At 35.1% G+C, this 23797-nt stretch carries 24 protein-coding genes; 14 read left to right on the top strand and 10 right to left on the bottom strand.

Features of this window, described 5'->3' with window-relative positions; genetic code table 11:
* Positions 1–48 precede the first annotated feature (48 nt).
* The 3 genes from WAX78_RS17260 to WAX78_RS17250 form a co-directional block, all read right to left on the bottom strand.
* Positions 49–1443, bottom strand: a complete 1395-nt coding sequence (locus WAX78_RS17260; RefSeq protein ID WP_336483244.1) for an MBOAT family O-acyltransferase — start codon at positions 1441–1443, stop codon at positions 49–51.
* Between the two features lie 322 nt (positions 1444–1765).
* Positions 1766–2983, bottom strand: a complete 1218-nt coding sequence (locus WAX78_RS17255; protein WP_336483243.1) for a DHHW family protein — start codon at positions 2981–2983, stop codon at positions 1766–1768.
* A 13-nt stretch (positions 2984–2996) separates the two neighbouring features.
* Complete coding sequence (locus tag WAX78_RS17250; RefSeq protein WP_336483242.1) at positions 2997–4391, bottom strand: MBOAT family O-acyltransferase; 1395 nt, start codon at positions 4389–4391, stop codon at positions 2997–2999.
* Between the two features lie 375 nt (positions 4392–4766).
* On the opposite strand from WAX78_RS17250, the gene WAX78_RS17245 reads away from it, so the two are divergent.
* A complete protein-coding gene (locus tag WAX78_RS17245; RefSeq protein ID WP_336483241.1) occupies positions 4767–5003 on the top strand; it encodes a hypothetical protein in 237 nt (78 codons plus the stop codon).
* Here the strand turns inward: WAX78_RS17245 and WAX78_RS17240 are convergent.
* Complete coding sequence (locus tag WAX78_RS17240; protein ID WP_336483240.1) at positions 5000–5392, bottom strand: DUF1885 family protein; 393 nt, start codon at positions 5390–5392, stop codon at positions 5000–5002. The genes WAX78_RS17245 and WAX78_RS17240 overlap by 4 nt on opposite strands.
* A gap of 136 nt (positions 5393–5528) precedes the next feature.
* On the opposite strand from WAX78_RS17240, the gene WAX78_RS17235 reads away from it, so the two are divergent.
* Both WAX78_RS17235 and WAX78_RS17230 read left to right on the top strand, forming a co-directional pair.
* Complete coding sequence (locus WAX78_RS17235; RefSeq protein WP_336483239.1) at positions 5529–5825, top strand: DUF3055 domain-containing protein; 297 nt, start codon at positions 5529–5531, stop codon at positions 5823–5825.
* A gap of 200 nt (positions 5826–6025) precedes the next feature.
* A complete protein-coding gene (locus tag WAX78_RS17230) occupies positions 6026–6157 on the top strand; it encodes a GapA-binding peptide SR1P (protein WP_336483238.1) in 132 nt (43 codons plus the stop codon).
* Between the two features lie 31 nt (positions 6158–6188).
* Here WAX78_RS17230 and WAX78_RS17225 read toward each other — a convergent pair whose 3' ends face one another.
* Together WAX78_RS17225 and WAX78_RS17220 are read right to left on the bottom strand one after the other, a co-directional pair.
* Entirely contained in the window at positions 6189–7019 is an 831-nt protein-coding gene (locus WAX78_RS17225; protein ID WP_336483237.1) for a protein-glutamine gamma-glutamyltransferase, read from the bottom strand.
* 286 nt (positions 7020–7305) lie between these two features.
* Positions 7306–8781, bottom strand: a complete 1476-nt coding sequence (locus tag WAX78_RS17220) for an aminotransferase class I/II-fold pyridoxal phosphate-dependent enzyme (protein WP_413789203.1) — start codon at positions 8779–8781, stop codon at positions 7306–7308.
* A gap of 576 nt (positions 8782–9357) precedes the next feature.
* Between WAX78_RS17220 and WAX78_RS17215 the strand changes: the two genes are divergently transcribed.
* The gene (locus WAX78_RS17215; RefSeq protein ID WP_336483235.1) at positions 9358–9627 is read left to right on the top strand and encodes a UPF0223 family protein; all 270 of its coding nucleotides are present in this window, start codon (positions 9358–9360) and stop codon (positions 9625–9627) included.
* Between the two features lie 82 nt (positions 9628–9709).
* Here the strand turns inward: WAX78_RS17215 and WAX78_RS17210 are convergent, their stop codons facing one another.
* Positions 9710–10336, bottom strand: coding sequence for a YktB family protein (locus WAX78_RS17210; RefSeq protein ID WP_336483234.1), 627 nt, complete (start codon positions 10334–10336; stop codon positions 9710–9712).
* A 206-nt stretch (positions 10337–10542) separates the two neighbouring features.
* Here WAX78_RS17210 and WAX78_RS17205 point away from each other — a divergent pair, with 206 nt between their 5' ends.
* Both WAX78_RS17205 and WAX78_RS17200 read left to right on the top strand, forming a co-directional pair.
* Entirely contained in the window at positions 10543–10731 is a 189-nt protein-coding gene (locus WAX78_RS17205; RefSeq protein ID WP_035429204.1) for a hypothetical protein, read from the top strand.
* Positions 10732–10819: 88 nt separating this feature from the next.
* Positions 10820–11608: an inositol monophosphatase family protein gene (locus WAX78_RS17200; RefSeq protein ID WP_336483233.1), complete on the top strand. Its 789-nt coding sequence runs from the start codon at positions 10820–10822 to the stop codon at positions 11606–11608.
* A gap of 67 nt (positions 11609–11675) precedes the next feature.
* On the opposite strand, the gene WAX78_RS17195 is transcribed toward WAX78_RS17200, so the two are convergent.
* Positions 11676–11855 (bottom strand): DUF5325 family protein, encoded by a 180-nt coding sequence (locus WAX78_RS17195; RefSeq protein WP_336483232.1) that lies wholly within the window; start codon positions 11853–11855, stop codon positions 11676–11678.
* 141 nt (positions 11856–11996) lie between these two features.
* Here WAX78_RS17195 and typA point away from each other — a divergent pair, with 141 nt between their 5' ends.
* The 3 genes from typA (at position 11997) to WAX78_RS17180 (ending at position 14617) form a co-directional block, all read left to right on the top strand.
* The gene (typA, locus tag WAX78_RS17190) at positions 11997–13841 is read left to right on the top strand and encodes a translational GTPase TypA (protein WP_336483231.1); all 1845 of its coding nucleotides are present in this window, start codon (positions 11997–11999) and stop codon (positions 13839–13841) included.
* Between the two features lie 184 nt (positions 13842–14025).
* Positions 14026–14328 carry a YlaH-like family protein gene (locus WAX78_RS17185; RefSeq protein ID WP_336483251.1) on the top strand — a complete coding sequence of 101 codons (303 nt, stop codon included), beginning with the start codon at positions 14026–14028 and terminating at the stop codon, positions 14326–14328.
* A gap of 13 nt (positions 14329–14341) precedes the next feature.
* Positions 14342–14617 (top strand): hypothetical protein, encoded by a 276-nt coding sequence (locus WAX78_RS17180; protein WP_336483230.1) that lies wholly within the window; start codon positions 14342–14344, stop codon positions 14615–14617.
* Positions 14618–14995: 378 nt separating this feature from the next.
* Here the strand turns inward: WAX78_RS17180 and WAX78_RS17175 are convergent, their stop codons facing one another.
* Entirely contained in the window at positions 14996–15196 is a 201-nt protein-coding gene (locus WAX78_RS17175; RefSeq protein ID WP_336483229.1) for a YlaI family protein, read from the bottom strand.
* 257 nt (positions 15197–15453) lie between these two features.
* Here WAX78_RS17175 and WAX78_RS17170 point away from each other — a divergent pair, with 257 nt between their 5' ends.
* Together WAX78_RS17170 and WAX78_RS17165 are read left to right on the top strand one after the other, a co-directional pair.
* The gene (locus tag WAX78_RS17170; protein WP_336483228.1) at positions 15454–15909 is read left to right on the top strand and encodes a pyridoxamine 5'-phosphate oxidase family protein; all 456 of its coding nucleotides are present in this window, start codon (positions 15454–15456) and stop codon (positions 15907–15909) included.
* A 313-nt stretch (positions 15910–16222) separates the two neighbouring features.
* Positions 16223–17551 carry a PhoH family protein gene (locus WAX78_RS17165; RefSeq protein ID WP_336483227.1) on the top strand — a complete coding sequence of 443 codons (1329 nt, stop codon included), beginning with the start codon at positions 16223–16225 and terminating at the stop codon, positions 17549–17551.
* A 115-nt stretch (positions 17552–17666) separates the two neighbouring features.
* Here WAX78_RS17165 and WAX78_RS17160 read toward each other — a convergent pair whose 3' ends face one another.
* Positions 17667–18164, bottom strand: a complete 498-nt coding sequence (locus WAX78_RS17160; protein WP_336483226.1) for a molybdopterin-binding protein — start codon at positions 18162–18164, stop codon at positions 17667–17669.
* 153 nt (positions 18165–18317) lie between these two features.
* Between WAX78_RS17160 and WAX78_RS17155 the strand changes: the two genes are divergently transcribed.
* The 3 genes from WAX78_RS17155 to pyc all read left to right on the top strand — a co-directional run bounded on the left by WAX78_RS17155 (position 18318) and on the right by pyc (position 23714).
* Complete coding sequence (locus WAX78_RS17155; RefSeq protein WP_336483225.1) at positions 18318–18602, top strand: Fpa/YlaN family protein; 285 nt, start codon at positions 18318–18320, stop codon at positions 18600–18602.
* Positions 18603–18741: 139 nt separating this feature from the next.
* Positions 18742–19935, top strand: coding sequence for an FtsW/RodA/SpoVE family cell cycle protein (locus tag WAX78_RS17150; RefSeq protein WP_336483224.1), 1194 nt, complete (start codon positions 18742–18744; stop codon positions 19933–19935).
* A gap of 332 nt (positions 19936–20267) precedes the next feature.
* Complete coding sequence (gene pyc, locus WAX78_RS17145; protein WP_336483223.1) at positions 20268–23714, top strand: pyruvate carboxylase; 3447 nt, start codon at positions 20268–20270, stop codon at positions 23712–23714.
* Positions 23715–23797: the final 83 nt, after the last annotated feature.

Genomic DNA, 23797 nt, shown 5'->3' with positions numbered 1-23797 from the left:
CCGGTAATTAACATATAATTGTTGCATTTTTTCATAGCTATCCCTCCTTTAAAAACGGAAGTAAATAAATGGATTATAAGTTGCGTTTGTTAAATACATCATGACAATAATTAGTACACTAACATAATAAAGTGGGGATAGAATAGCCACTTTTTTTGTTGCAAGCATATTCTTCAGTACAAGGAAGATTGGGGCAGATGTAACAATTGCCAGTAAAAAGACTCCCCAGTAGTTCATGACATAGAAATAACTATCAATATCGGTAAGCGGTCCGTTTAGTCCAAACATAGTCTGTAAAAATTCGAAGCAATAGCTAAAATTATCAGCTCGGAAGAAGACCCATCCGATAATGACTAAAAACATGACATATAGGTGTTGAACAGGACGCCAAGTGTTTTGTAATATTTTTTCAAAACCAGCTTTTTCTAAAGCGATGAGACACCCATAATAAATTCCCCATATCATAAAGGTCCAGCTAGCACCGTGCCAAAAACCTGTTAAGGCCCAGACGATGAAGAGATTACGATACACTTTCCAAGTAGATACACGGTTTCCTCCAAGTGGAATGTAAACATAGTCACGGAACCAAGATCCAAGTGAAATGTGCCAACGACGCCAAAACTCAGAAATAGATTTTGAGATATATGGATAATTGAAGTTCTCTAAGAAATCAAATCCAAACATCTTTCCTAATCCAATTGCCATATCACTATACCCGGAAAAATCAAAATAAATTTGCAGTGTATAAGCAATAGCGCCGATCCATGCGGTAGAAACACTCATTGTTGTTGGATCCATCGCAAAGATTTCATCAGCAATAACTCCTAATTGATTGGCGATTAATACTTTTTTTCCTAATCCGATAATAAAACGACGAATTCCTTCGGAGAATTTATCGGCATCAACAGTTCGTGCATGTAATTGATGAGAAATTGTATTATAACGAACAATCGGCCCAGCAACTAATTGTGGAAAGACAGTAAAATATAATGCAAGATCAAATATATTACGCTGAGCAGCTACTTTCTTCTTATATATGTCGATAATATAACTCATTGCATGGAAAGTGAAAAAAGAAATACCAATTGGCAATGGAATTTTTTCTAATACAATATTTGTGTGAAAGATTGTATTTATATTATCAACTAAAAAATTAGCATACTTAAAATATCCTAAAATAGCTGTATTCATAATAATAGCTAGCGTTAGGATTGTTTTTCTGTTTACGATAGTTGTTTGTTCTTTTCCAAGCCAAATTCCAAACCAATAATTCATGAAAATAGAAAAGAGCATAAGAAACACATATATAGGTTCTCCCCAAGCATAAAATAATAAGCTGAAGAGTAGGAGAACAATATTTTGTAGTTCTTTCCGTACTATATGGTAGGCCAAAAGAACCGCAGGTAAAAATAAGCATAAAAAAAACAAATTGCTAAAAACCATTTGAGAGATTCCTTTCTATATTTTTTCATAAACAACTTGTAAATTGTAACATTACTTTATTTTTTACTCAATAAATTATATTAAAAAAACTAGATAAATTGGATAAGGATATAGAAGTAAAAAATTATAATATAAAAAATAAGAGGTGACTTAGAGTCCCTCTTATTTTTTATATTATATCTTTTATTAATGGTAGTAAGTTCCCATCTCAAGATTCAGAGAGAAGCGAGGAAGATAGGTCGAAGATAACGGCTGGTATGCGGCCGATTGGTTTAACTAACCGTCAGTGGGGATTGAATCCCCCACTGATGAAAATTTTATTTTATTGCCCATTGTTGAATTGGTACATTTCTGCACCTGTACTAGAGTCGTTATACAGGAATAGGACAATATCAGCATCTAGTTCTTCTAAGCGCTTGGTGATATTTCCACTAGCTGCAAATCGCGGATCAATAAATGTTGTTTGTTCAAAATTCTGAGCAAATAAAGGATAGGTTGCATCGGCATAAGAATCTTTAATAATTACAGCATGTAATTTGTTTTTTGCTTTAGGATTTAAGATGTTTACCTGAGAATAATCTGTTTGATAGGCAGATGCATAAGTTGGTGAAGGCTGATGCTTATCTTTAGCAAAGAATTCCTTCATCGTGATTTTAGTTGATTGTTCAGATACAGGCCCAATGTAAACCGTATAATCATCCCAAACATTCGCATTTTGCTTGGATTGTACATACGGGATTTGTTCAGGAGTTTTTATTAGACCGTATAGTTGTTTATTCCAACTTCCAATAAAATCCCCATTAGGTTTTTCAATCGTGATTTTATAATCATTTCGATTTACCGTATCATTTTTATATATTTTTGAGTGATCCGATATATAATTCATTGTATATTCATATGCATAAAATGCACCTTTCATATTCCAATGATGATCTGTTTTAAAATATAAACTTTCTAGTTCTTCATGATTAAATTCTTTCTGGAAAAATGGAAGAATATCAATAATAGGAAAGTTGATATTCTTTAAAGATTGAACAAAGTAATCATGATTTTTTTGTTCATACCCACGATTTACATACGGTGGATATTTATATGAGAATGTTGTTAATTTACTTGGTGCTAACATAAAGTAAAATTCAGTTTTTGGAAAATGATTTCGTAGTTCATCGAGTTCTTTTACAGATTGATCAAGTTGTTTTTGATTATTCGTTTTTGTTGGTTCAGCCAAAATAAATTTATCATCTGCAATATATTTTTGATTTACAAATGTTCGGTTAGATAACATTTGAAATTCTGTATATGTTTTAATAAACCAGTCTCTAGCTGCGATATGATCTGTAAAGTGTAATTCAGTTTCTTTAAAATATTTACCTGATTTTAAACCATCCAAAGTCATAACAGGATCGATTGCTAAATTTCTATTTTCGAAACTAGAAAAGGTTTTTTTATCTAAATACATAACTTTTCCAGTCCATAGGCACATTCCGAAAATAACAAGTAAAAACCCGGTAATTAACATATAATTGTTGCATTTTTTCATAGCTATCCCTCCTTTAAAAACGGAAGTAAATAAATGGATTATAAGTTGCGTTTGTTAAATACATCATGACAATAATTAGTACACTAACATAATAAAGTGGGGATAGAATAGCCACTTTTTTTGTTGCAAGCATATTCTTCAGTACAAGGAAGATTGGGGCAGATGTAACAATTGCCAGTAAAAAGACTCCCCAGTAGTTCATGACATAGAAATAACTATCAATATCGGTAAGCGGTCCGTTTAGTCCAAACATAGTCTGTAAAAATTCGAAGCAATAGCTAAAATTATCAGCTCGGAAGAAGACCCATCCGATAATGACTAAAAACATGACATATAGGTGTTGAACAGGACGCCAAGTGTTTTGTAATATTTTTTCAAAACCAGCTTTTTCTAAAGCGATGAGACACCCATAATAAATTCCCCATATCATAAAGGTCCAGCTAGCACCGTGCCAAAAACCTGTTAAGGCCCAGACGATGAAGAGATTACGATACACTTTCCAAGTAGATACACGGTTTCCTCCAAGTGGAATGTAAACATAGTCACGGAACCAAGATCCAAGTGAAATGTGCCAACGACGCCAAAACTCAGAAATAGATTTTGAGATATATGGATAATTGAAGTTCTCTAAGAAATCAAATCCAAACATCTTTCCTAATCCAATTGCCATATCACTATACCCGGAAAAATCAAAATAAATTTGCAGTGTATAAGCAATAGCGCCGATCCATGCGGTAGAAACACTCATTGTTGTTGGATCCATCGCAAAGATTTCATCAGCAATAACTCCTAATTGATTGGCGATTAATACTTTTTTTCCTAATCCGATAATAAAACGACGAATTCCTTCGGAGAATTTATCGGCATCAACAGTTCGTGCATGTAATTGATGAGAAATTGTATTATAACGAACAATCGGCCCAGCAACTAATTGTGGAAAGACAGTAAAATATAATGCAAGATCAAATATATTACGCTGAGCAGCTACTTTCTTCTTATATATGTCGATAATATAACTCATTGCATGGAAAGTGAAAAAAGAAATACCAATTGGCAATGGAATTTTTTCTAATACAATATTTGTGTGAAAGATTGTATTTATATTATCAACTAAAAAATTAGCATACTTAAAATATCCTAAAATAGCTGTATTCATAATAATAGCTAGCGTTAGGATTGTTTTTCTGTTTACGATAGTTGTTTGTTCTTTTCCAAGCCAAATTCCAAACCAATAATTCATGAAAATAGAAAAGAGCATAAGAAACACATATATAGGTTCTCCCCAAGCATAAAATAATAAGCTGAAGAGTAGCAGAACAATATTTTGTAGTTCTTTCCGTACTACATGGTAGGCCAAAAGAACCGCAGGTAAAAATAAGCATAAGAATAGGAGATTACTAAATACCATTAATATTATTTCCTTTCTGTAAGTTTATAGACATTCAATAAAATATTATATCACAATTAAAAGGAGGGAGAAATTTTTGTTATACTTATTTCTCTCGTATGAATGAATAGTAGTACAGTTGGATGTTGGCATGTATCCAATTTGCAGAGTTATTCATCAGCGGGGGATGGGGTATCACCACTGATGGAAGTTTCACCTTATTTCAATTCTGTATATACTGTTAGTTACATATGATAGTTAGATTAAAAAAGTAAAAAACACCTTACTTGTCCTTATTTTTAGGATAGTTAAGGTGTGTTTCTTTATATTATGTAATGATTTCTTATGGTGCCCATATATTGTAATACAATAGGACGTGCAAAAGGAGGCAATACCATGAGAATAACAGTGGTTTCATTCCTCCATTTCATTATATGGAGCGGATTTTCAATTGTGTTATTATTATCGGACCGTGATAAGCTGCATTACAAAGTGTTGCTCTTTTTTGTATTTTTTTATTTAGCCTATGTTATTGCTCATATTATATTGCACTCTAGAAAAAAGGCGTTTTTTTTCACTATTGCAAATAGCATGCTTTTTTTTATAAGTAAGCTATTCTTTTTTACTAGTTAACGTTTATAAAAGTACATTGTTCTTCCATTAAAAAGTTGTAATTCCCCTTCTAATTTTTTTGCTAGAAATCTAGAAAATTCATTAGCTTTTCCTTTATCCCCAAATGTTGCAGAAGGCGGCAATGTAATTTGCACAAAAGATTGTTCGTTTTCTATACCTATTCCTACATAAATAGAATGATAGCGTTCATGATTAGCCTTTAAATAGAGAGTTGTCTCAGATGTATCAACTATTTCGTATGGAAAGGCAGTACTTGAGTATGTAAAACCTATTTGTTGGCCTGTTTGAGCTGTAATCGTTTTATAATAATGAAAGAGTTGTTTTACATCCTCTAATGAGATAGATTGTTGTTTTGACTTTGGGACAAGTTTAATGAATGCGTCTTGCATAATAAGCCTCCTAATGACATAATATATCACTATTTTAACATTGTTATGAATTTTTTTACAATTGAAAAGGGATATCCCCTTTTTTGTTTAATATATACAATATGGAAAGACCAAGAAGAAAGGAGAGCGAGAGACGGTGTTTGAGAAATTATATGATGAACATGAAAAAGCAAAAGTCCGCTTTCTTGGTTTCATGACAAATGAGACTCGGTATGATTTTGGTGTAGTGTATACAACTATGTTTTTTGGTAAACCACTTGTTGTTTGTATGCAAACTGGTCGGGCAACTCTCCTTGGGCAGGATGATATTGAGGATGTGCAACATTTACAATCCGTCTTTAAATTAAAGACGAGTCAAGAAGCAACGGATCTTGCGGAGTTTTTTAAGTTTCTGCTGCCACCTACATCCGTGCATGCTGAATATGAGGAATAATTGTTAAAAAGCAGTCGTAATTATAAAATATACGGCTGCTTTTTAATTGTAAATGTTTCATACTAATAAAATTAAAAAATAATTAATGTGTCATACTTAAAAACTATTGACGAAAAAAGTATAACATATTAAAATAAAGACAGAAAGTTAAGCGGTTACAAAAAGGTCTTGGGGATTACAATAATAGGGGGAAATTTAAAATGGGAACTATCGTATGTCAAGTTTGTGAGAGCACAATTGCACATTTTGAGGATGAAAAAGTAACGGTATTATACGGAAAATGTAGCCCTAAATGCGATTGTGAGCATAAAGAGCATACTAAAGCCCAATAAATAAGAAAGCGCCTGCATATGCAGGCGTTTTTTAGTGAATTGAAGTTGTATGACCAACTGTTGCAATAATGGCATCATCTCGAATTGGAATGAGTTCAAGTTGTGTTTGTATTTTCTTCGCAGAAGCAAATTGACTCATCATACGGCTATCTATACGTGTTAGAAAGTCTGTTAAGTATGCTGATAAAAAAGCGAAAGGCATACGTCGTTGATTAAGCAAATCAATAATTTGATTTTCTGTTTTTACACCGACACCATGCCCATAAAAAAAGAAATTTCCTAAGTAAATTGCATTCTCTCCTTGCCATTCAATTGTTGCCGGGTTTACTTGTGGGTTTTTAAAATAAACAAGGTCACCGGGAACGATTTCTCCTCCGGTTTTTGTAATTAGTTTCAAATCCTTATCATAGTCCCACGTATATAAAAGCAAATTTGCAAATAAGCGATTAAACGTTTCTTCATCGTATAGTGCTAATAGTGACTTATAGAAGATAATAATCATCGCAGTTGCACATTCTGTTCCGTATTTTTTACCATTTACAAAAATATCACGAATTGCGAAAGAGGGTAACACATTAGGGCGAAGTTGAAATCCTCCTAAATGAGTGCGTTCCCAAAATTCAGGATTACAGTAAGATTGCCCAAATGTACGGAATTGGAGCCCGCTTTGAAATAACTCTAGAGCAGAAGTGATGATATAAACACGAATGTTTATATCAAAATTTAACTCGTCTAATGTTTGAAAGTTATATACTTCTTGATTTCCTGTCATTATCTCTAAAATTTTTTGTTTTTCCGAAAAGAATGGTTCGGTTTCATTTTTTATATATGGATGTACAATGGAACGCCCAATTACAATCATAAGATCCCACCTATACGTTTACGTTCTTTTTCTTTTGTACTCACATACAGTAAAGACTCCCACCTCAAAATTTTAATGTGATAAAGAAGTTAGGTGGGAGAGACATTGCATGTAAGAGTCCCATTGGTAGGGCTAACCATCATAAAAAAAGAAAACTGATGGAAGTTTCACCTTATATCGTATGAATAGGCGGGTAAAGGGTGCATAAGAAAAATACTGTGAAAACAAAGAGGTATATGATTGTAAAGAAAAAATCCCACTTCAAAAATATGAAGTGGGATGGGTGTTATTCGCTAATTGGCTTATATTCTTTAATAACACGTAATGTTTGTAATGTCATATCTTCAGGGCCTTGTACTGGTAATCCTGCTTCTAAATTTTTTTGAATATAGTCTAAGTTTTCTTGTGTAATAATTTCACCAGGAGTAAAAATTGGGATGCCTGGTGGATAGACCATAACGAAATCTGCTATAATGCGGCCAGCAGCTTCTGCAAAAGGAACAACTTCTGTTTCAGAATAAAAGGCATCACGCGGAGATAACGCAAGAACAGGAATTGCTGGAATTTCGACTTGTACTTGTACGCCTTTTTCTGCACTATCTTTAAATGTAGTTGACAAATCACGCAGAGCGTGAACCAATAGATTTGTTTCTTCTGCTGTATCTCCAAGTGTAACAAGGCACAAGATATTATATAAATCAGAAAGCTCTACCTCTATATTATAGTGCTCTCTTAACCATAGCTCGACATCGTGACCTGTAATTCCTAATTCTTTTACAGAGATGATGAGTTTTGTTGGATCATAATTAAAAGTGGCATCTGTTCCTAGTAGTTCTTTACCAGGACAATATAGATGTTCAATCTCATTTACTTGTTTTCGAACTTGTTCTGCTAATTGAATTGTTTTCGTAATAATCTCTCGTCCTTCTGTTGCAAGACGCTTTCTTGCAACATCCAGCGAAGCTAGTAAAATGTAAGACGTTGAAGTTGTTGTAAGCATACTAATAATAGATTGAACATGCTTTACATTTACAAGCCCTTCTTTTACATTCAAAATAGAGCTTTGTGTTAATGAACCGCCTAATTTATGAACACTTGTTGCTGCCATATCGGCACCAGCTTGCATTGCTGACATCGGTAGTTCATCATGAAAATGAATATGAACACCATGAGCTTCGTCCACTAAAACAGGTATATTATAGGAATGAGTTAACTCGACAATTTGTTGCAAGTCGGCTGCAAAACCAAAATATGTTGGATTAATGACAAGTAATCCTTTTGCATCAGGATGTTCTTCAAGAGCTTTTTTTACAGAAGGAATTGTAATTCCATGTGAAATTCCTAATGTTGGATCAATTTCTGGATGAATAAAAATCGGTTTTGCACCTGAAAAAATAATCGCTGACATAACAGATTTATGAACGTTACGTGGTACAAGAATTTTATCGCCAGGACCACAAACACTCATAACCATTGTCATAATTGCTCCGCTTGTTCCTTGTACGGAAAAAAATGTATGATCAGCGCCAAATGCCTTTGCTGCTAAATCTTGCGCTTGTTTAATCATACCTTTTGGGTGATGTAAATCATCGAGCGGTGCAATATTAATTAAATCAATTGATAATGCATTATGCCCAATAAATTCGCGGAATTCAGGATCCATTCCTTGTCCTTTTTTATGGCCTGGGATATGGAATTGGATTGGATTGCGCTTGCTGTGCTCTATTAAAGCAGTAAACAATGGTGTTTCGTATTGGGACAACTTATACACCCCTTCTTCTTAATTATTATTAATATTTATTAGTTTTGTTTTATGTTTATCCTGTTTCGCTAAACAATAGTAGAGAGAAGATCTACGCTACTAATTGAAGGATCACTTTATGTTCTACAAAACAAAAGCATTATATCACCTATATTGGAAGATGTATAGAAAAATAATAATGGTAATTATCCTTTTTTACATAGGAAGATCAATGCGTGGCAAAACAGGAAATAGTGTATAATGCAAAGAGGAGTTGCTATGAAAAGGAATTTAGGTGTATCAACTTGGATGATGCAGAAGAGTTGAATGGCTTGGAGTACTAAAGAATAGAACGTGATGATCTTGTATGGGCTAGATCAGTGATGGGGAGAATGAAAGATATCCCAACTGGGCAAGAATTTATCCTGCTATTCGCCAATAGTAATACCAAAAATCAAAAGGTTTTGAGAAAATAAAGAGGGGCTGTGTGAGCTATTGCCCGTAAAAGCTCGAACCAAAGTTTCACTTTATATCACCTATGATTATGAAGAGGAACAAATACAAATTAAGGCGAAATGGAATAAATGAGGTGTTATCATGGAATATCAATATCCAATTGATTATGATTGGTCAACGGAAGAAATGGTTGCAGTAATTAAATTTTATGAAGCAATTGAACAAGCTTATGAGAAAGGATTGAAGAGAGAAAATCTTATGAGCTTGTATCGCAATTTTAAAGAGATTGTACCAGGGAAAGCAGAAGAAAAGAAAATCGACAAAGAATTTCAAGAAGTGAGTGGTTATTCCATCTATCGAACAATTCAAAAGGCGAAAAATTTAGAAGAAGAAGATATTGTGAAAATGTAAAAAAATTTTGAAAAATAAATTATGAAGTGTTATAATGTGATAACAACTAAAAACGGACAATACATGTATTGTCCGTTTTGCTTTATCGATTACAAATTTTATATAAAGGAAGGAGTGAGTGCAGCGTCGTTTCGATTTTTTTAATAAATTGTTCATCAGTAAGACTTGTAAACTCTTCTGGAGACATATGAATTCCTACTAATAACTCTGCTTTTTTTACGGTAGATAACCGCTCGATCATTTCCTGTAACTCTTCTAATTGAAGGGTATCATGCAATTTTACATCAGGCTTAGTATGGTCAATGGACCAAACGAAATCATTTGGTATATTCGCTTTTAAATCATTTAAATGTTTTAAAAAGGCATGAGCCGCTTCCATTTTTTGTGGGCACTCATAAATTAATCCAAAGTATATAAAAACATGTGTACCCCATAATCCAATTTGAAAATGTGGCAACATTTTATATCCGCGTTTATTTGTTGAAAATGCAACCCAAGTATCGTTTGGTGGATTGACTTTACGACGTGCGTGTTTTGCTACATGATAGAAAAAGGATTCACCAGTTTTTTTCGTTAAGAAATGAGCAAATTGTTCGCCGAGCGCTTCTAACTTCGGATGAATGTTCATTTTAATTGCAGCCATTCTTTCTTCTAGACCATCCACAGAGAACACTGTAAAATCTTTTTCTTTGAAAGTTTTTGATGTCATGGTTGTTCCTCCAACTCCTAGTTTGTTTCTATTCTAGCATAGCTTGTACAATTCATAAAAAAGAAGCTTATAAAAAATTTTCAGATAAAAATATAAATTAGTTGCATAGATGATTTATCCCACATAATATAGTATAAAACAAAAAATCAGAAAATTAAGTAAATTTTGATTGAGGGCAAACGAATATTGGGAGGGGGCAAACGAATATGAGACAGGTAATTAATGCATTAAAAAGAACAGATGCGGAGAAGAGAATCCCGGTGCTGCGTTTAGAACTAGATTATGAATTAGCAACTCTATATGATGCAATGATGGAAAATGATGATATGAAAAAAGAAGAATGTATGAAAAAATTAGAAGTGTTAAGACTTGAAATGATTCGGTTAGAGGCGTAATAATAGTGTATGTATAAAAATTTAGTTGGTGCGAACCTTATAAAGGGTTCGTTTTTTCTGTGAACTGTACAGATCGGAGTGTTTAAATATGCAAGAGGTGTGGAAAGAAATTGATGTATACGCAAAACAATGGATAAAAGAAGCTGGACAGCACCTTGTTTCATCGTTGAAGCAATCTCTTATTATCGAAACGAAGTCAAATGCCTCAGACTTAGTAACGAATATGGATCGGGAAATTGAACAGTTCTTTATCGAGAAAATTAAAGATACCTTTCCAGAACATTATATTCTTGGAGAAGAAGGATATGGAGATGAGTTAGCTTCATCAGATGGGGTTGTGTGGTTAATTGATCCTATTGATGGCACGATGAATTTTGTTCATCAAAAGCGAAATTTTGCAATTTCAATCGGCGTATATGAGAACGGTATCGGAAAAATTGGTCTCGTATATGATCCAGTTCATGATGAGTTATATCATGCGCAGCAAGGTGCAGGAGCATTTTGTAATGATATAGAAATTCCATTGTTGCAGCCAAGTCAAGTGTCTTTAGGGGTTGTTGCTGTAAATGCAACGTGGCTTACTGATAATCCTCGTCTTGATATGAGAAAGATGGCACAGCTTGTAAAAAGGGCAAGAGGAACACGTTCGTATGGTTGTGCAGCACTTGAAATGGTATATGTAGCGACAGGGAGATTGGATGCGTATGTGACGCCTCGGTTATCTCCATGGGATTTCGGCGGAGGAATGATTATTGTAGAAGAGGTTGGAGGCAAAGTAACGACCTTTAATGGCGATCCACTTCGAATTATTGAGAAGAGCAGCGTTCTCGTTGCAAGACCAGGTGTATATGAAGAGGTATTGCAATATGTACAATAAGAGTATAAAATCCATAGAAAAAACAAAAAAGTAAGAGGCATAGAAAATCGCTTCTTACTTTTTGTTGTTATCGTAGCTTACGCATTTTTCGTTTTGTTATAAATCCGTATCCGATTGTAAAAATCGTACCAATAATGCAAATAATAGCACCGATTGGGCTGTTCTCAGCAATCATAATTCCTATACCAATCATAAAAATAACGCCAATGATAGCTGTGAATAAAAAGCGATATTGAATCTGTTCCATATATTTCACCCTCCAATTTCATTGTACTTTCACAAAAGTGAGAATACAACTATATTTTCATTCTTGATTTTATTTTGATTGCCATTGTATCCCCTTCGCTCTTATAATAGAGAAGGATTAAAAAGACACTAGGAGTTGGACATGTTGAAAAAACGAGAAGATTTACGAAATATAGCAATCATCGCCCACGTTGACCATGGTAAAACAACACTTGTTGACCAATTATTACGTCAAGCGGGGACGTTCCGTGCAAATGAGCACGTTGAAGAACGTGCAATGGATTCAAATGATCTAGAAAGAGAACGCGGTATTACTATTTTAGCGAAAAATACAGCGATTCATTATGAAGATAAAAAAATTAACATTTTAGATACACCTGGACACGCTGACTTCGGTGGTGAAGTAGAACGTATCATGAAAATGGTAGACGGTGTTTTACTTGTTGTTGATGCATATGAAGGTTGTATGCCACAAACACGATTTGTTTTAAAGAAAGCTCTTGAGCAAAACTTAACGCCAATCGTTGTTGTAAACAAAATTGACCGTGACTTCGCTCGCCCTGATGAAGTAGTTGATGAAGTAGTCGACTTATTCATCGAACTTGGTGCAAACGAAGATCAATTAGAATTCCCTGTTGTATTTGCATCAGCAATGAACGGAACAGCAAGCTTAGATTCAAATCCAGCAAATCAAGAAGAGAATATGAAATCATTGTTTGACACAATCATTGAACATATTCCAGCACCAGTTGATAACAGCGAAGAGCCACTTCAATTCCAAGTAGCACTTCTTGATTACAATGACTATGTTGGTCGTATCGGGGTTGGACGCGTATTCCGCGGTACAATGAAAGTAGGACAACAAGTTGCATTAATGAAGGTTGACGGAAGTGTAAAACAATTCCGTGTAACTAAATTATTTGGTTACATTGGATTAAAACGTCAAGAAATTGAAGAAGCAAAAGCTGGGGATTTAGTAGCTGTTTCAGGTATGGAAGACATTAACGTAGGTGAAACGGTATGTCCGGTTGAGCATCAAGAGGCATTGCCGTTACTACGTATTGATGAGCCGACACTACAAATGACATTCCTTGTAAATAACAGCCCATTTGCAGGTCGTGAAGGTAAATATATTACATCTCGTAAAATTGAAGAGCGTCTTCGTTCACAATTAGAAACAGATGTAAGTTTACGTGTAGATAATACAGATTCTCCTGATGCATGGATCGTATCTGGACGTGGGGAATTACATTTATCTATCTTAATTGAAAATATGCGTCGTGAAGGTTATGAACTACAAGTATCTAAGCCTGAAGTAATTATTAAAGATGTTGATGGCGTAAGATGTGAGCCTGTAGAGCGCGTACAAATCGATGTCCCTGAAGAATACACTGGTTCTATTATGGAATCAATGGGTGCACGTAAAGGTGAGATGTTAGATATGGTGAATAACGGAAACGGTCAAGTTCGCCTTACTTTCATGGTTCCAGCACGTGGTTTAATTGGTTACACAACAGAATTCCTAACATTAACTCGTGGTTACGGTATTTTAAACCACACATTTGATTCCTACCAACCAGTACATGCTGGACAAGTTGGTGGACGTCGTCAAGGTGTTCTAGTTTCACTTGAAACAGGAAAAGCATCACAATACGGTATTATGCAAGTTGAAGATCGCGGTGTAATCTTCGTTGAACCAGGTACAGAAGTATATGCTGGTATGATCGTTGGAGAACATACACGTGAGAATGATTTAACAGTTAACGTTGTAAAAATGAAACAACAAACTAACATTCGTTCTGCGACGAAAGATCAAACTTCAACAATGAAAAAACCACGCTTAATGACTTTAGAAGAGTCATTAGAGTACTTAAACGATGATGAGTTCTGTGAAGTAACTCCAGAATCAATTCGTCTTCGTAAAAAGATTCTTGATAAGAGTGAGCGCGAAAGAGCTGCTAAGAAAAAGAAATCTGTAGAAGCTTAAGTAATGTAGAGCTGCCTTTTGATAAAAGGCAGCTCTTTTATTGTGATTATTTTTTGAAAATTCGATTTTTGTTGTGGACAGTACTTTTTTTGCAGGGTACTCTTATAGTAGGAAATGATAAAAAATACCACTTTAATGAGAGCGAATAAAGGAGAGAAGTGAAGTGTCAGAAAAAGTGTCAGAAGTGCTAGAAAGAATGTCATTTTTTGCGAAATTATATAATGTAGATAAAAATCCTGAAGTAGGAATGTGGCTTCTTTACGGTACCGTTATTATATTCAGCATTATTGTTTATAATTTAGGGTTTGCTAGAAAATTATCACTATTAAAGAATGTAGTAATTTATACCGTATTAATACTTGGTTGCACTGTTTTAACGTTTTTTGCTATCTTTCTACCAGTAGGAGAAGGACTTGTTGTAGCGATTATTATACTTGGTATATATAAATTGCGTTTACGTCAAGCGAAACATCAAAAAGCAAGCTAAAGGGGTAATGAAGATGAGTTCTGTGCAAGATGCATTATATAATTGGTTAACGATTAAAATTGTTGCAGAAGCTCGTCCGTATGATGAGGCTGCGCAAGAAACATATATGTTTTTTCATAATATGTTACTTGAAGATTATCAGTTGAAACATGTTACGGTAGAAAAAAAAGAAGATATGTATTTTGTTACATATGAAAAAGAAGGTGAAAAGAAATCAACTCGGTTTCCGCTTGAACTAATCGATTGTTTTTTAGATCAGATGAACCGTGAGCCAGAAAAATATAAATAAGCTCTTATCATATTTGATAAGAGCTTATTTATATGGTGCACATAGTTATCGCATCATATAGTAAATGGCCATCAGTCTACTATAGAGTGATGTTTGTTTTATATCGCTATTTTCGGATAGCGAGGGCCTGAGTGGTCCAACTAACCATTAGTGGGGGATGAAAAAACTACTGATGGAAGTTTCATTTTATTATTACCATTGTTCAAGAGGAATAGAGAAAGATGGTAAAGAGGAAAGCTATCTAGGAAAACGAATGGCCCTAACGATAGGAAGAAAGTCTACAATAAAGACATGTATTATATGATATGCACAATTATTTTTAGAAAAATTTCTATAGTTATTCTACTTGTAATTTCAGCATATACTCCTTTTAGTAGATTACCATTCATCTTCTATTGTTTTATCGCGATACAATCTAAAGTGTCCTGTTGCTTTTCGTTCTAAAGTACGTTCTGTAATACGATCTGTACATTGTTTGCACATATATGTATGAATAGGACGGTTACGAAGCCGTTTCGCTACTGGATTTTCGTCATTTAAATCTTCTTTTTTATCGCAAAGAATACATTTGACTCTCATTTCGTCACCTCAGCACAAGTTCTATCGTACTTTAGTATATCATGGGTGTTAGATATTTTTGAACTATAGAAGAAAAAATAAATATTTTCGCAATTCGAAAAATAGGTTATTATATAAAGTGAAACAACTATTAGCAAGGAGCTTGAATTCTTGCTGATGGTTAGTTGAACCGTATAGGTATAGTCCCACCTTCTTGTAGTGGGAGTCTTATTGCCTGTTAGAGTGGAATCAGTATAGATGATTATGGAGGTGGAAATATGGCAAACATAGTAGAACCAACATTAACAGCTATCTTAATGCAAGCGTTGCGTGAAGAACGTATTGTAACAATTGCAACGACTGATTTTGAAAAAGGTGTTCCAAATGTAAATGCAATTTCATGGGTATATGCAATGGATGAAAAATCTATCCGTTTTGCAGTGGATCAACGCTCGCGTATTGTAGAGAATTTACGTCATCATGCAGGACTTGTTCTTACCGTTATGGCGAATGAATCTGTATATTCTATTAGTGGTGAAGCGATTATAAAAGTAGAGCGGATGGAGGGCGTTCCGCTTAAATTAACATTAATTGAAGTTTCTGTGCAAGAGGTGCGTGATGTAATGTTTTACGGTGCGAAACTTGCTATTGAACCAAAATATGAAAAAACATACGATCTTCGCGCTGCAGCAAAATTAGATAACCAAGTTTTATCAGCGATGAAAGATGTGTGAAAAAAGGGTGGGCAGCAAAGAAAGTTGTTCATCCTTTTTCTTTATCCCATTATTCGCGGACAGTAAGTCTCTTGCTTTAAGGTTTTGAGAAAACGAAGAAGGTAGGTGAGGTACCTGCTAGCATACATCCGATTTGTTCAACTCACTATAAGTGGAGGGTGGAAAATCCATTTATGGAAGTTTCGCTTTATATTTCAAGTGATTTCTATTCTATCTCGTTTGTACCGTACATATAATTATAACAATGGTTCGTCCATAATATGGATGAAACCCTTGTTCTACAAATTTTATGGTGGAGTCAGGGGGGGAAAGGTTGAATAAAATTTATGTGTTAGATACAAATGTGCTTTTGCAGGATCCGTTATCTATTTTTTCTTTTGAAAATAATGATGTAGTCATCCCAGCGGTTGTGCTAGAAGAAGTAGATTCAAAGAAACGTTATATGGATGAAGTGGGAAGAAATGCACGCTACGTATCAAAACTAATAGATAAATTTCGCGAACTTGGAAAACTGCATGAAAGTATTCCTCTCGAAAACGGGGGGACGTTTCGGATTGAGCTGAATCATCGTTCATTTGTTCAATTACAAGATATTTTCGTAGAGAAAACAAATGATAATCGTATTTTAGCTGTTGCCAAAAATTTATCATTAGAAGAGCAAGAAAAAGAAGATGGAAAATCTGTCATCCTTGTAAGTAAAGATGTACTTGTAAGAGTGAAAGCTGATGCGCTAGGTTTACAAGCTGAAGATTACTTGAGTGATCGCGTTACTGAAGTAGAAAATATATATACGGGTTTCTTAGAGTATTACATACAAAAAGAGATTTTAAATCGTTTTTATGAAAAAGGAGAACTGCCTCTTTCTGAAATTGCAAATCACCCTTTTTATCCAAATCAATTCATTGTGATGAAGGATGCTTTAGGGGGATCTAGTTCAGCTCTTGGCATTGTTGATCATTCGGGGAAAAAAATGAAAAAGCTTATTTTTCCGAATGAGCAAATTTGGGGGATTCGTCCTCGAAATGTACAGCAAATTATGGGGATGGAGTTATTACTACGTGAAGATATTCCCCTTGTTACATTGACTGGAAAAGCAGGAACTGGGAAGACATTATTAGCATTAGCTGCGGGGCTTATGCAAACAGAAGATTTGGGGATGTATAAAAAGCTACTTGTAGCAAGACCAATTGTTCCAGTTGGAAAGGATATTGGATATTTACCAGGAGAGAAAGAAGAGAAGTTAAGGCCTTGGATGCAACCTATTCATGATAATTTAGAGTATTTATTTAATACGAAAAAACCTGGAGAATTAGATGCAATTTTAGCGGGGATGGGTTCTATTGAAGTGGAAGCTTTAACATATATTCGCGGACGGAGTATTCCAGAGCAGTTTATTATTATAGATGAAGCTCAAAATTTAACAAAACATGAAGTAAAGACAATCCTAACGCGTGTCGGAGAGAAAAGTAAAATTGTTTTAATGGGAGATCCGCAACAAATTGACCATCCATACTTAGACGAATATAATAACGGCTTAACATATGTGGTAGAAAAGTTTAAAGAACAAAAAATTAGTGGACATGTGAAATTTGTGAAAGGTGAGCGTTCTAACTTAGCACAACTAGCAGCGGATTTATTGTAGGGGAGAGTGGTGAAAAGCCACTCTTTTTTGTTTATCTTACTGCCCATAAAAGCCCGATTGGTTCAACTAACCATCAGTGGGAAATAAAAAAACCTCCACTGGTGGAAGTTTTACTTTACACAATGGTAAACTTTCGGATATATCGAATTGGATCATTGACATTAGAGTTATCTCCAAAATAAAGATGAACAGGACCATCTTCTTTTAGCGGTTTTCCGTTTTTAGAAAAGCCGAGAATAGCATCCTTTGCTTTTTGTAATGGAATAGTTGTAATGCCGGTTTCTGTATGAATTTCTACATGAGTTGCATCGCTGGAAATTTCAGCATTTTGTAAAAAAGGTAAGAATGGTATACCGAATGTCCCTGTAATAATTTTTTCTTTTTCAAATCTTGCAATGCTTTTATTAACAGGTGGGAAAATAGCTCCTTCTCTAATTTCACGATCCCAATGTTTAGATGCTTGCTCAGTATAATGTGCTAATTCATTTGTAGTTTCTTTTGGATTTGTAAAGTATGTTGTTAAGTCAACTTTTCGATCATCAAAAATCCAGACACTTGGATCAATTGTAATTGGAAAGCGTACATTTCCGTTAATAAATAAAATTTCACTCATTATTGTTCCCCCATTTGTCTTATACTCCCACTTTTCAGTATAATAGGACTAAGGACAATTGTCACAGGAAATGTTTCTATTGCAATTTATGAAAACTATCGCTAATATTAGTAGATAGGATAGGAGAGTAGGACGGAAACGGAGGGAATCAATTTGACGTCTGAGACAGTAACAAATCATCAGGAAAAGGCACTTGCCCTTCTACAAGCTGATGCAGAGAAAATTCTAAGACTTATTAAGGTGCAAATGGATCACCTTACGATGCCGCAGTGTCCATTATACGAAGAAGTGCTCGATACACAAATGTTTGGCTTATCCCGTGAAGTTGATTTTGCGGTTCGTCTTGGTCTCATTGTGGAAGAGCAAGGTAAAGAAATATTAGGAGAATTAGAACGAGAGCTATCGGCACTGCATGAAGCTTTTACAAACAAACAATAATAGCTGGTTCAAATAAGGAGCTCAAACTGAATCAGTTTGAGCTTTTTTGTGCAAAAAAATGATTTTTCTGAAAAGAAGGAAGAATACAAATACATATGGAATACAACTGTTAAAAAAGAAAAGAGAAAGAGGATTTTGAATGAAAAGAGTCTGGAAGTCCATAGATTATTCTTTAGTGCTTCCTCTTGTTATCGTATGCGTGCTCGGAGTCATTATGGTGTATAGTGCCAGTTCTATCGTTGCGATTACAAAATATTATCCGAAATATGGATGGACGAGCGATCACTTTTTTCGATCGCAATTAAAAGCAATGTTAGTTGGGACAATTGGGTTGCTTATTATCATGTTTATTCCTTTTCAAGTATGGAGAAAGCGCATGGTTACTGTTTTAATCGTTCTTGGTAGCATCGGGATGCTGCTAATAGTATTAAAATGGGGAACGGTTGTGAACAATGCAAAATCATGGGTATTTGGGATGCAGCCTACAGAGTTTATTAAAGTAGGAATTATCGTTGTATTAGCACGTTTTTATGCAAAAAAGCAAATGACAGATGGACCGATTTGGCACGGTGCTGGTCGAGTAGTTGCTTTTTTATTAATTACAATTTATTTAATTTTGAAGCAGCCTGACTTAGGAACAACATTATTAATTCTTTCAACGATTGGAATCATGACATTCTGTTCGGGCATACCATTTCAAGTTTGGATAAAACGAATTGCCCTTACGTCTATTATATGGATTCCCCTGGGGTATTTTATAGGAAAAAGTGTTTTATCAGATGTTCAAATCGCACGTTTTACTACATTCTGGAATCCGTTTGGGGATCCACAGGGAAAAGGATTTCAATTAATTAATTCGTTTGTTGGAATTGCTTCTGGTGGTATAAGTGGTAGAGGGCTAGGAAATAGTATCCAAAAGTACGGGTATTTACCAGAGCCGCATACAGACTTTATTATGGCAATTGTATCTGAGGAATTAGGTTTTGTTGGAGTAGCGATTATTTTAATGTGTTTATTAGTCATCGTTGTCCGTGCTTTTCGAGTTGCGCAAAAATGTCAAGATCCTTTTGGAAGTCTACTTGCAATAGGAATAGGTAGTATGATTGGTGTGCAAGCAATTGTAAACTTAGGTGGAGTTACCGGATTTATGCCGCTTACTGGCGTACCTTTACCATTTGTTAGTTACGGTGGTACTTCTTTAGTAGCAAACTTACTAGCTATGGGGATTTTATTAAATGTAGCTAGCTCTGTAAAACAGAGAGAAAAAAGAGAACAGCAAGGGCGGGAGCAACAACAGCCTAAACAAGAGAGACATCTCGTTGTTGTAAAATAAAGAAGCTTTGTATAAGTGTACAAAGCTTCTTTTTTTGCATAATCCCAGAAAAAGATGAACCTATTTAGATAGTTTTAGATAAAAAAGTATGTCACATTTAATGAAATGTGCTTACAAAAAGCTTGGTTGCTTATTGGAATTTATGCTATACTAATTTTGTGAGACAAATTGAACAGAAAGCTTATCATTTGTCAAAAAATAAGGTATGATGAATAAAAATAAGGTGAAGCTTTTGGATGGTGAATATCACTGCTAGAAGTGAAGTACTTATTTCTGCTAAGCAGGGCAAATCTATGCTGCTATGAATGGTAGGAAAATAGAGGGGGAAAATCATGAAAAAGCTGCAACGTATTCAGAAAGTATTAGTAGCTAACCGCGGTGAAATTGCGATTCGTGTGTTTCGTGCTTGTACAGAATTAGGACTACGCACAGTTGCGATTTACTCGAAAGAAGATAGCGGTTCATATCATCGATATAAAGCAGATGAAGCGTATTTGGTAGGGGAAGGTAAAAAACCAATCGATGCATATCTTGATATTGAAGGTATTATTGAAATCGCAAAACGCAATCATGTTGATGCGATTCACCCAGGATATGGTTTTTTGTCAGAAAATATTGAATTTGCAAAACGTTGTGAAGAAGAAGGCATTATCTTTATTGGTCCAAAGAGTAAGCATTTAGATATGTTTGGGGATAAAGTAAAGGCGAGAACACAAGCGCAACTAGCAAATATTCCTGTCATTCCTGGTAGCGATGGTCCAATAAGTGCAATTGAAGAAGTAGAAAGCTTTGCTAAAACATATGATTACCCGATTATTATTAAAGCAGCTCTTGGTGGCGGCGGTCGTGGAATGCGTGTCGTACGCAGCGAAGATGAATTAAAAGAAGCATATAACCGTGCGAAATCCGAGGCGAAAGCAGCGTTTGGTAATGATGAAGTATATGTTGAAAAGTTTGTTGAAAATCCAAAGCATATTGAAGTGCAAATATTGGCAGATGAACAAGGTAATGTCGTTCATTTATATGAGAGAGATTGCTCGGTGCAGCGCCGTCATCAAAAAGTTGTAGAAGTAGCACCAAGTGTGTCTCTTTCAGAAGAACTTCGCAATCGTATTTGTGAAGCTGCAGTTCAATTAACGAAAAATGTTGATTATGTGAACGCAGGGACAGTTGAGTTTCTTGTAAAAGAAAACAATTTCTATTTTATTGAAGTAAATCCACGTGTCCAAGTTGAACATACGATTACAGAAATGATTACAGGCATTGATATCGTTCAATCACAAATTTTGATTGCTGATGGCTATGCTTTACATAGCGAAAAAGTAAGTATTCCAAAACAAGAAGCTATAATTACACACGGATTTGCGATTCAATCTCGTGTGACAACAGAAGATCCGCTTAATAACTTCATGCCAGATACAGGGAAAATTATGGCATATCGTTCCGGTGGTGGTTTTGGTGTACGTTTAGATACAGGGAACAGCTTCCAAGGTGCAGTTATTACGCCGTATTATGACTCATTACTTGTAAAAGTAACAACTTGGGCGTTAACGTTTGAACAAGCAGCAGCTAAAATGGAACGTAATTTAAAGGAATTCCGTATTCGTGGTATTAAAACAAATATTCCGTTTCTAGAAAACGTTGTAAAACATAAGAACTTTTTAACAGGAGAATATGATACATCGTTTATCGATTCTTCACCGGAATTATTTGTATTTCCGAAACGAAAAGACCGCGGTACAAAAATGCTATCATACATTGGCACAGTAACAGTCAACGGATTTCCTGGAGTAGGAAAACAAGAAAAACCGATTTTTGCAGAAGCGCGCGTTCCAAATGTGAAATATACTGAACCGATTCCAACTGGTACGAAGCAAATTTTAGATGAGCGCGGAGCTGATGGATTAGTAAAATGGGTTCAAGAACAAAAGCAAGTTTTATTAACGGATACTACATTCCGTGATGCGCATCAGTCATTATTAGCAACACGTATCCGTACACAAGAGTTAGAAAAAATTGCTGAACCAACAGCGAGAATGCTACCGAATTTATTTTCTGCAGAAATGTGGGGCGGAGCAACATTTGATGTCGCGTATCGTTTCTTAAAAGAAGATCCATGGGAACGTTTATTAGAATTACGTGAGAGCATGCCAAATGTATTATTCCAAATGCTTCTTCGTGCATCAAATGCAGTAGGATATAAAAACTATCCAGATAACTTAATTCAAAAGTTTGTAGAGTGTTCTGCGCAGGCTGGCATTGATGTATTCCGTATTTTTGATAGTCTAAACTGGGTAGAAGGTATGCGCGTTGCGATTGATGCTGTGCGTCAAAGTGGTAAGATTGCAGAGGCAACAATGTGTTATACAGGTGATATCCATGATCCGATGCGCAGTAAATATGATTTGAATTATTATAAAAACTTAGCAAAAGAGCTAGAGGCATCAGGTGCGCATATTTTAGGGATTAAAGATATGGCAGGATTATTAAAACCAAATGCAGCATATGATTTAGTTTCTGCATTAAAAGAGACGGTATCGATTCCGGTTCATCTTCATACGCATGATACGAGCGGAAACGGTGTATTAACATATGCGAAAGCAATTGAAGCTGGAGTTGATATTGTAGACGTTGCGGTAAGCTCTATGGCAGGATTAACATCTCAGCCGAGCGCTAATACGTTGTACTATGCATTAGAAGGAAATGAAAGACAACCGAATGTAGATGTGAAATCTTTAGAGAAGCTCTCTCATTATTGGGAAGATGTTCGTAAATATTATTCTTCATTTGAAAGTGGAATGAATGCACCGCATACAGAGGTGTATATGCATGAAATGCCAGGTGGTCAATATAGTAATCTACAGCAACAAGCAAAAGCTGTCGGTTTAGGAGATCGTTTTGATGAAGTGAAAGTGATGTATCGCCGCGTCAATGATATGTTTGGTGATATTGTTAAAGTAACTCCATCGTCAAAAGTAGTGGGTGATATGGCTCTATTTATGGTACAAAATCATTTAACGGAGAAAGATATTTATGAGCGTGGTCACGCATTAGACTTCCCAGGATCAGTTGTAGAAATGTTCTCTGGTGATCTTGGACAACCGTACGGTGGTTTCCCGAAAGAGTTACAAGAAATTATTTTAAAAGGAAAAGAACCTTTAACAGTAAGACCAGGTGAACTGTTAGAACCAATTGACTTTGAAGGGGTAAAAGAAGAGTTATTCCATAAGCTTGGTCGTGAAGTAACGATGTTTGATATTGTAGCGTATGCGTTATATCCGAAAGTATTTATGGATTATCAAAAAGTTGCAGAGCAATATGGAAATATCTCTGTTCTTGATACACCAACATTCTTCTATGGTATGAGGCTTGGTGAGGAGATTGGTGTGGAAATTGAACGTGGTAAAACATTAATTGTGAAATTAGTTTCGATTGGAGAACCACAATTAGATGGTACACGTGTTGTCTATTTTGAATTTAACGGACAGCCTCGTGAAATTGTTATAAAAGATGAAAGTGTCAAAGCGACAGTTTCCCAACGAGTGAAAGGGAATCGCGAAAATCCAAATCATATTAATGCAACAATGCCGGGAACTGTAATTAAAGTAGTAGTAAATGAAGGAGATACAGTGAAAAAAGGTGATTCCATGGCAATTACAGAAGCGATGAAAATGGAAACAACTGTACAAGCTCCATTTACTGGTACGGTGAAAAAAGTGTATGTGAAAGATGGAGAGGCAATTCAAACAGGTGATTTGCTAATTGAATTGGAACAATAATATAAAGTGAAACTTCCGTCAGTTGGATTCTTGCTGTCCGCGAATAGCGGGATAGAACAGCTGTTAGTAAGATTCTTTACACA

The sequence above is a fragment of the Bacillus yunxiaonensis genome (assembly GCF_037104695.1).
In the GTDB taxonomy this organism is placed as follows: Bacteria; Bacillota; Bacilli; order Bacillales; family Bacillaceae_G; genus Bacillus_A; species Bacillus_A yunxiaonensis.
This window is presented reverse-complemented; position numbering and strand designations above follow the sequence as displayed.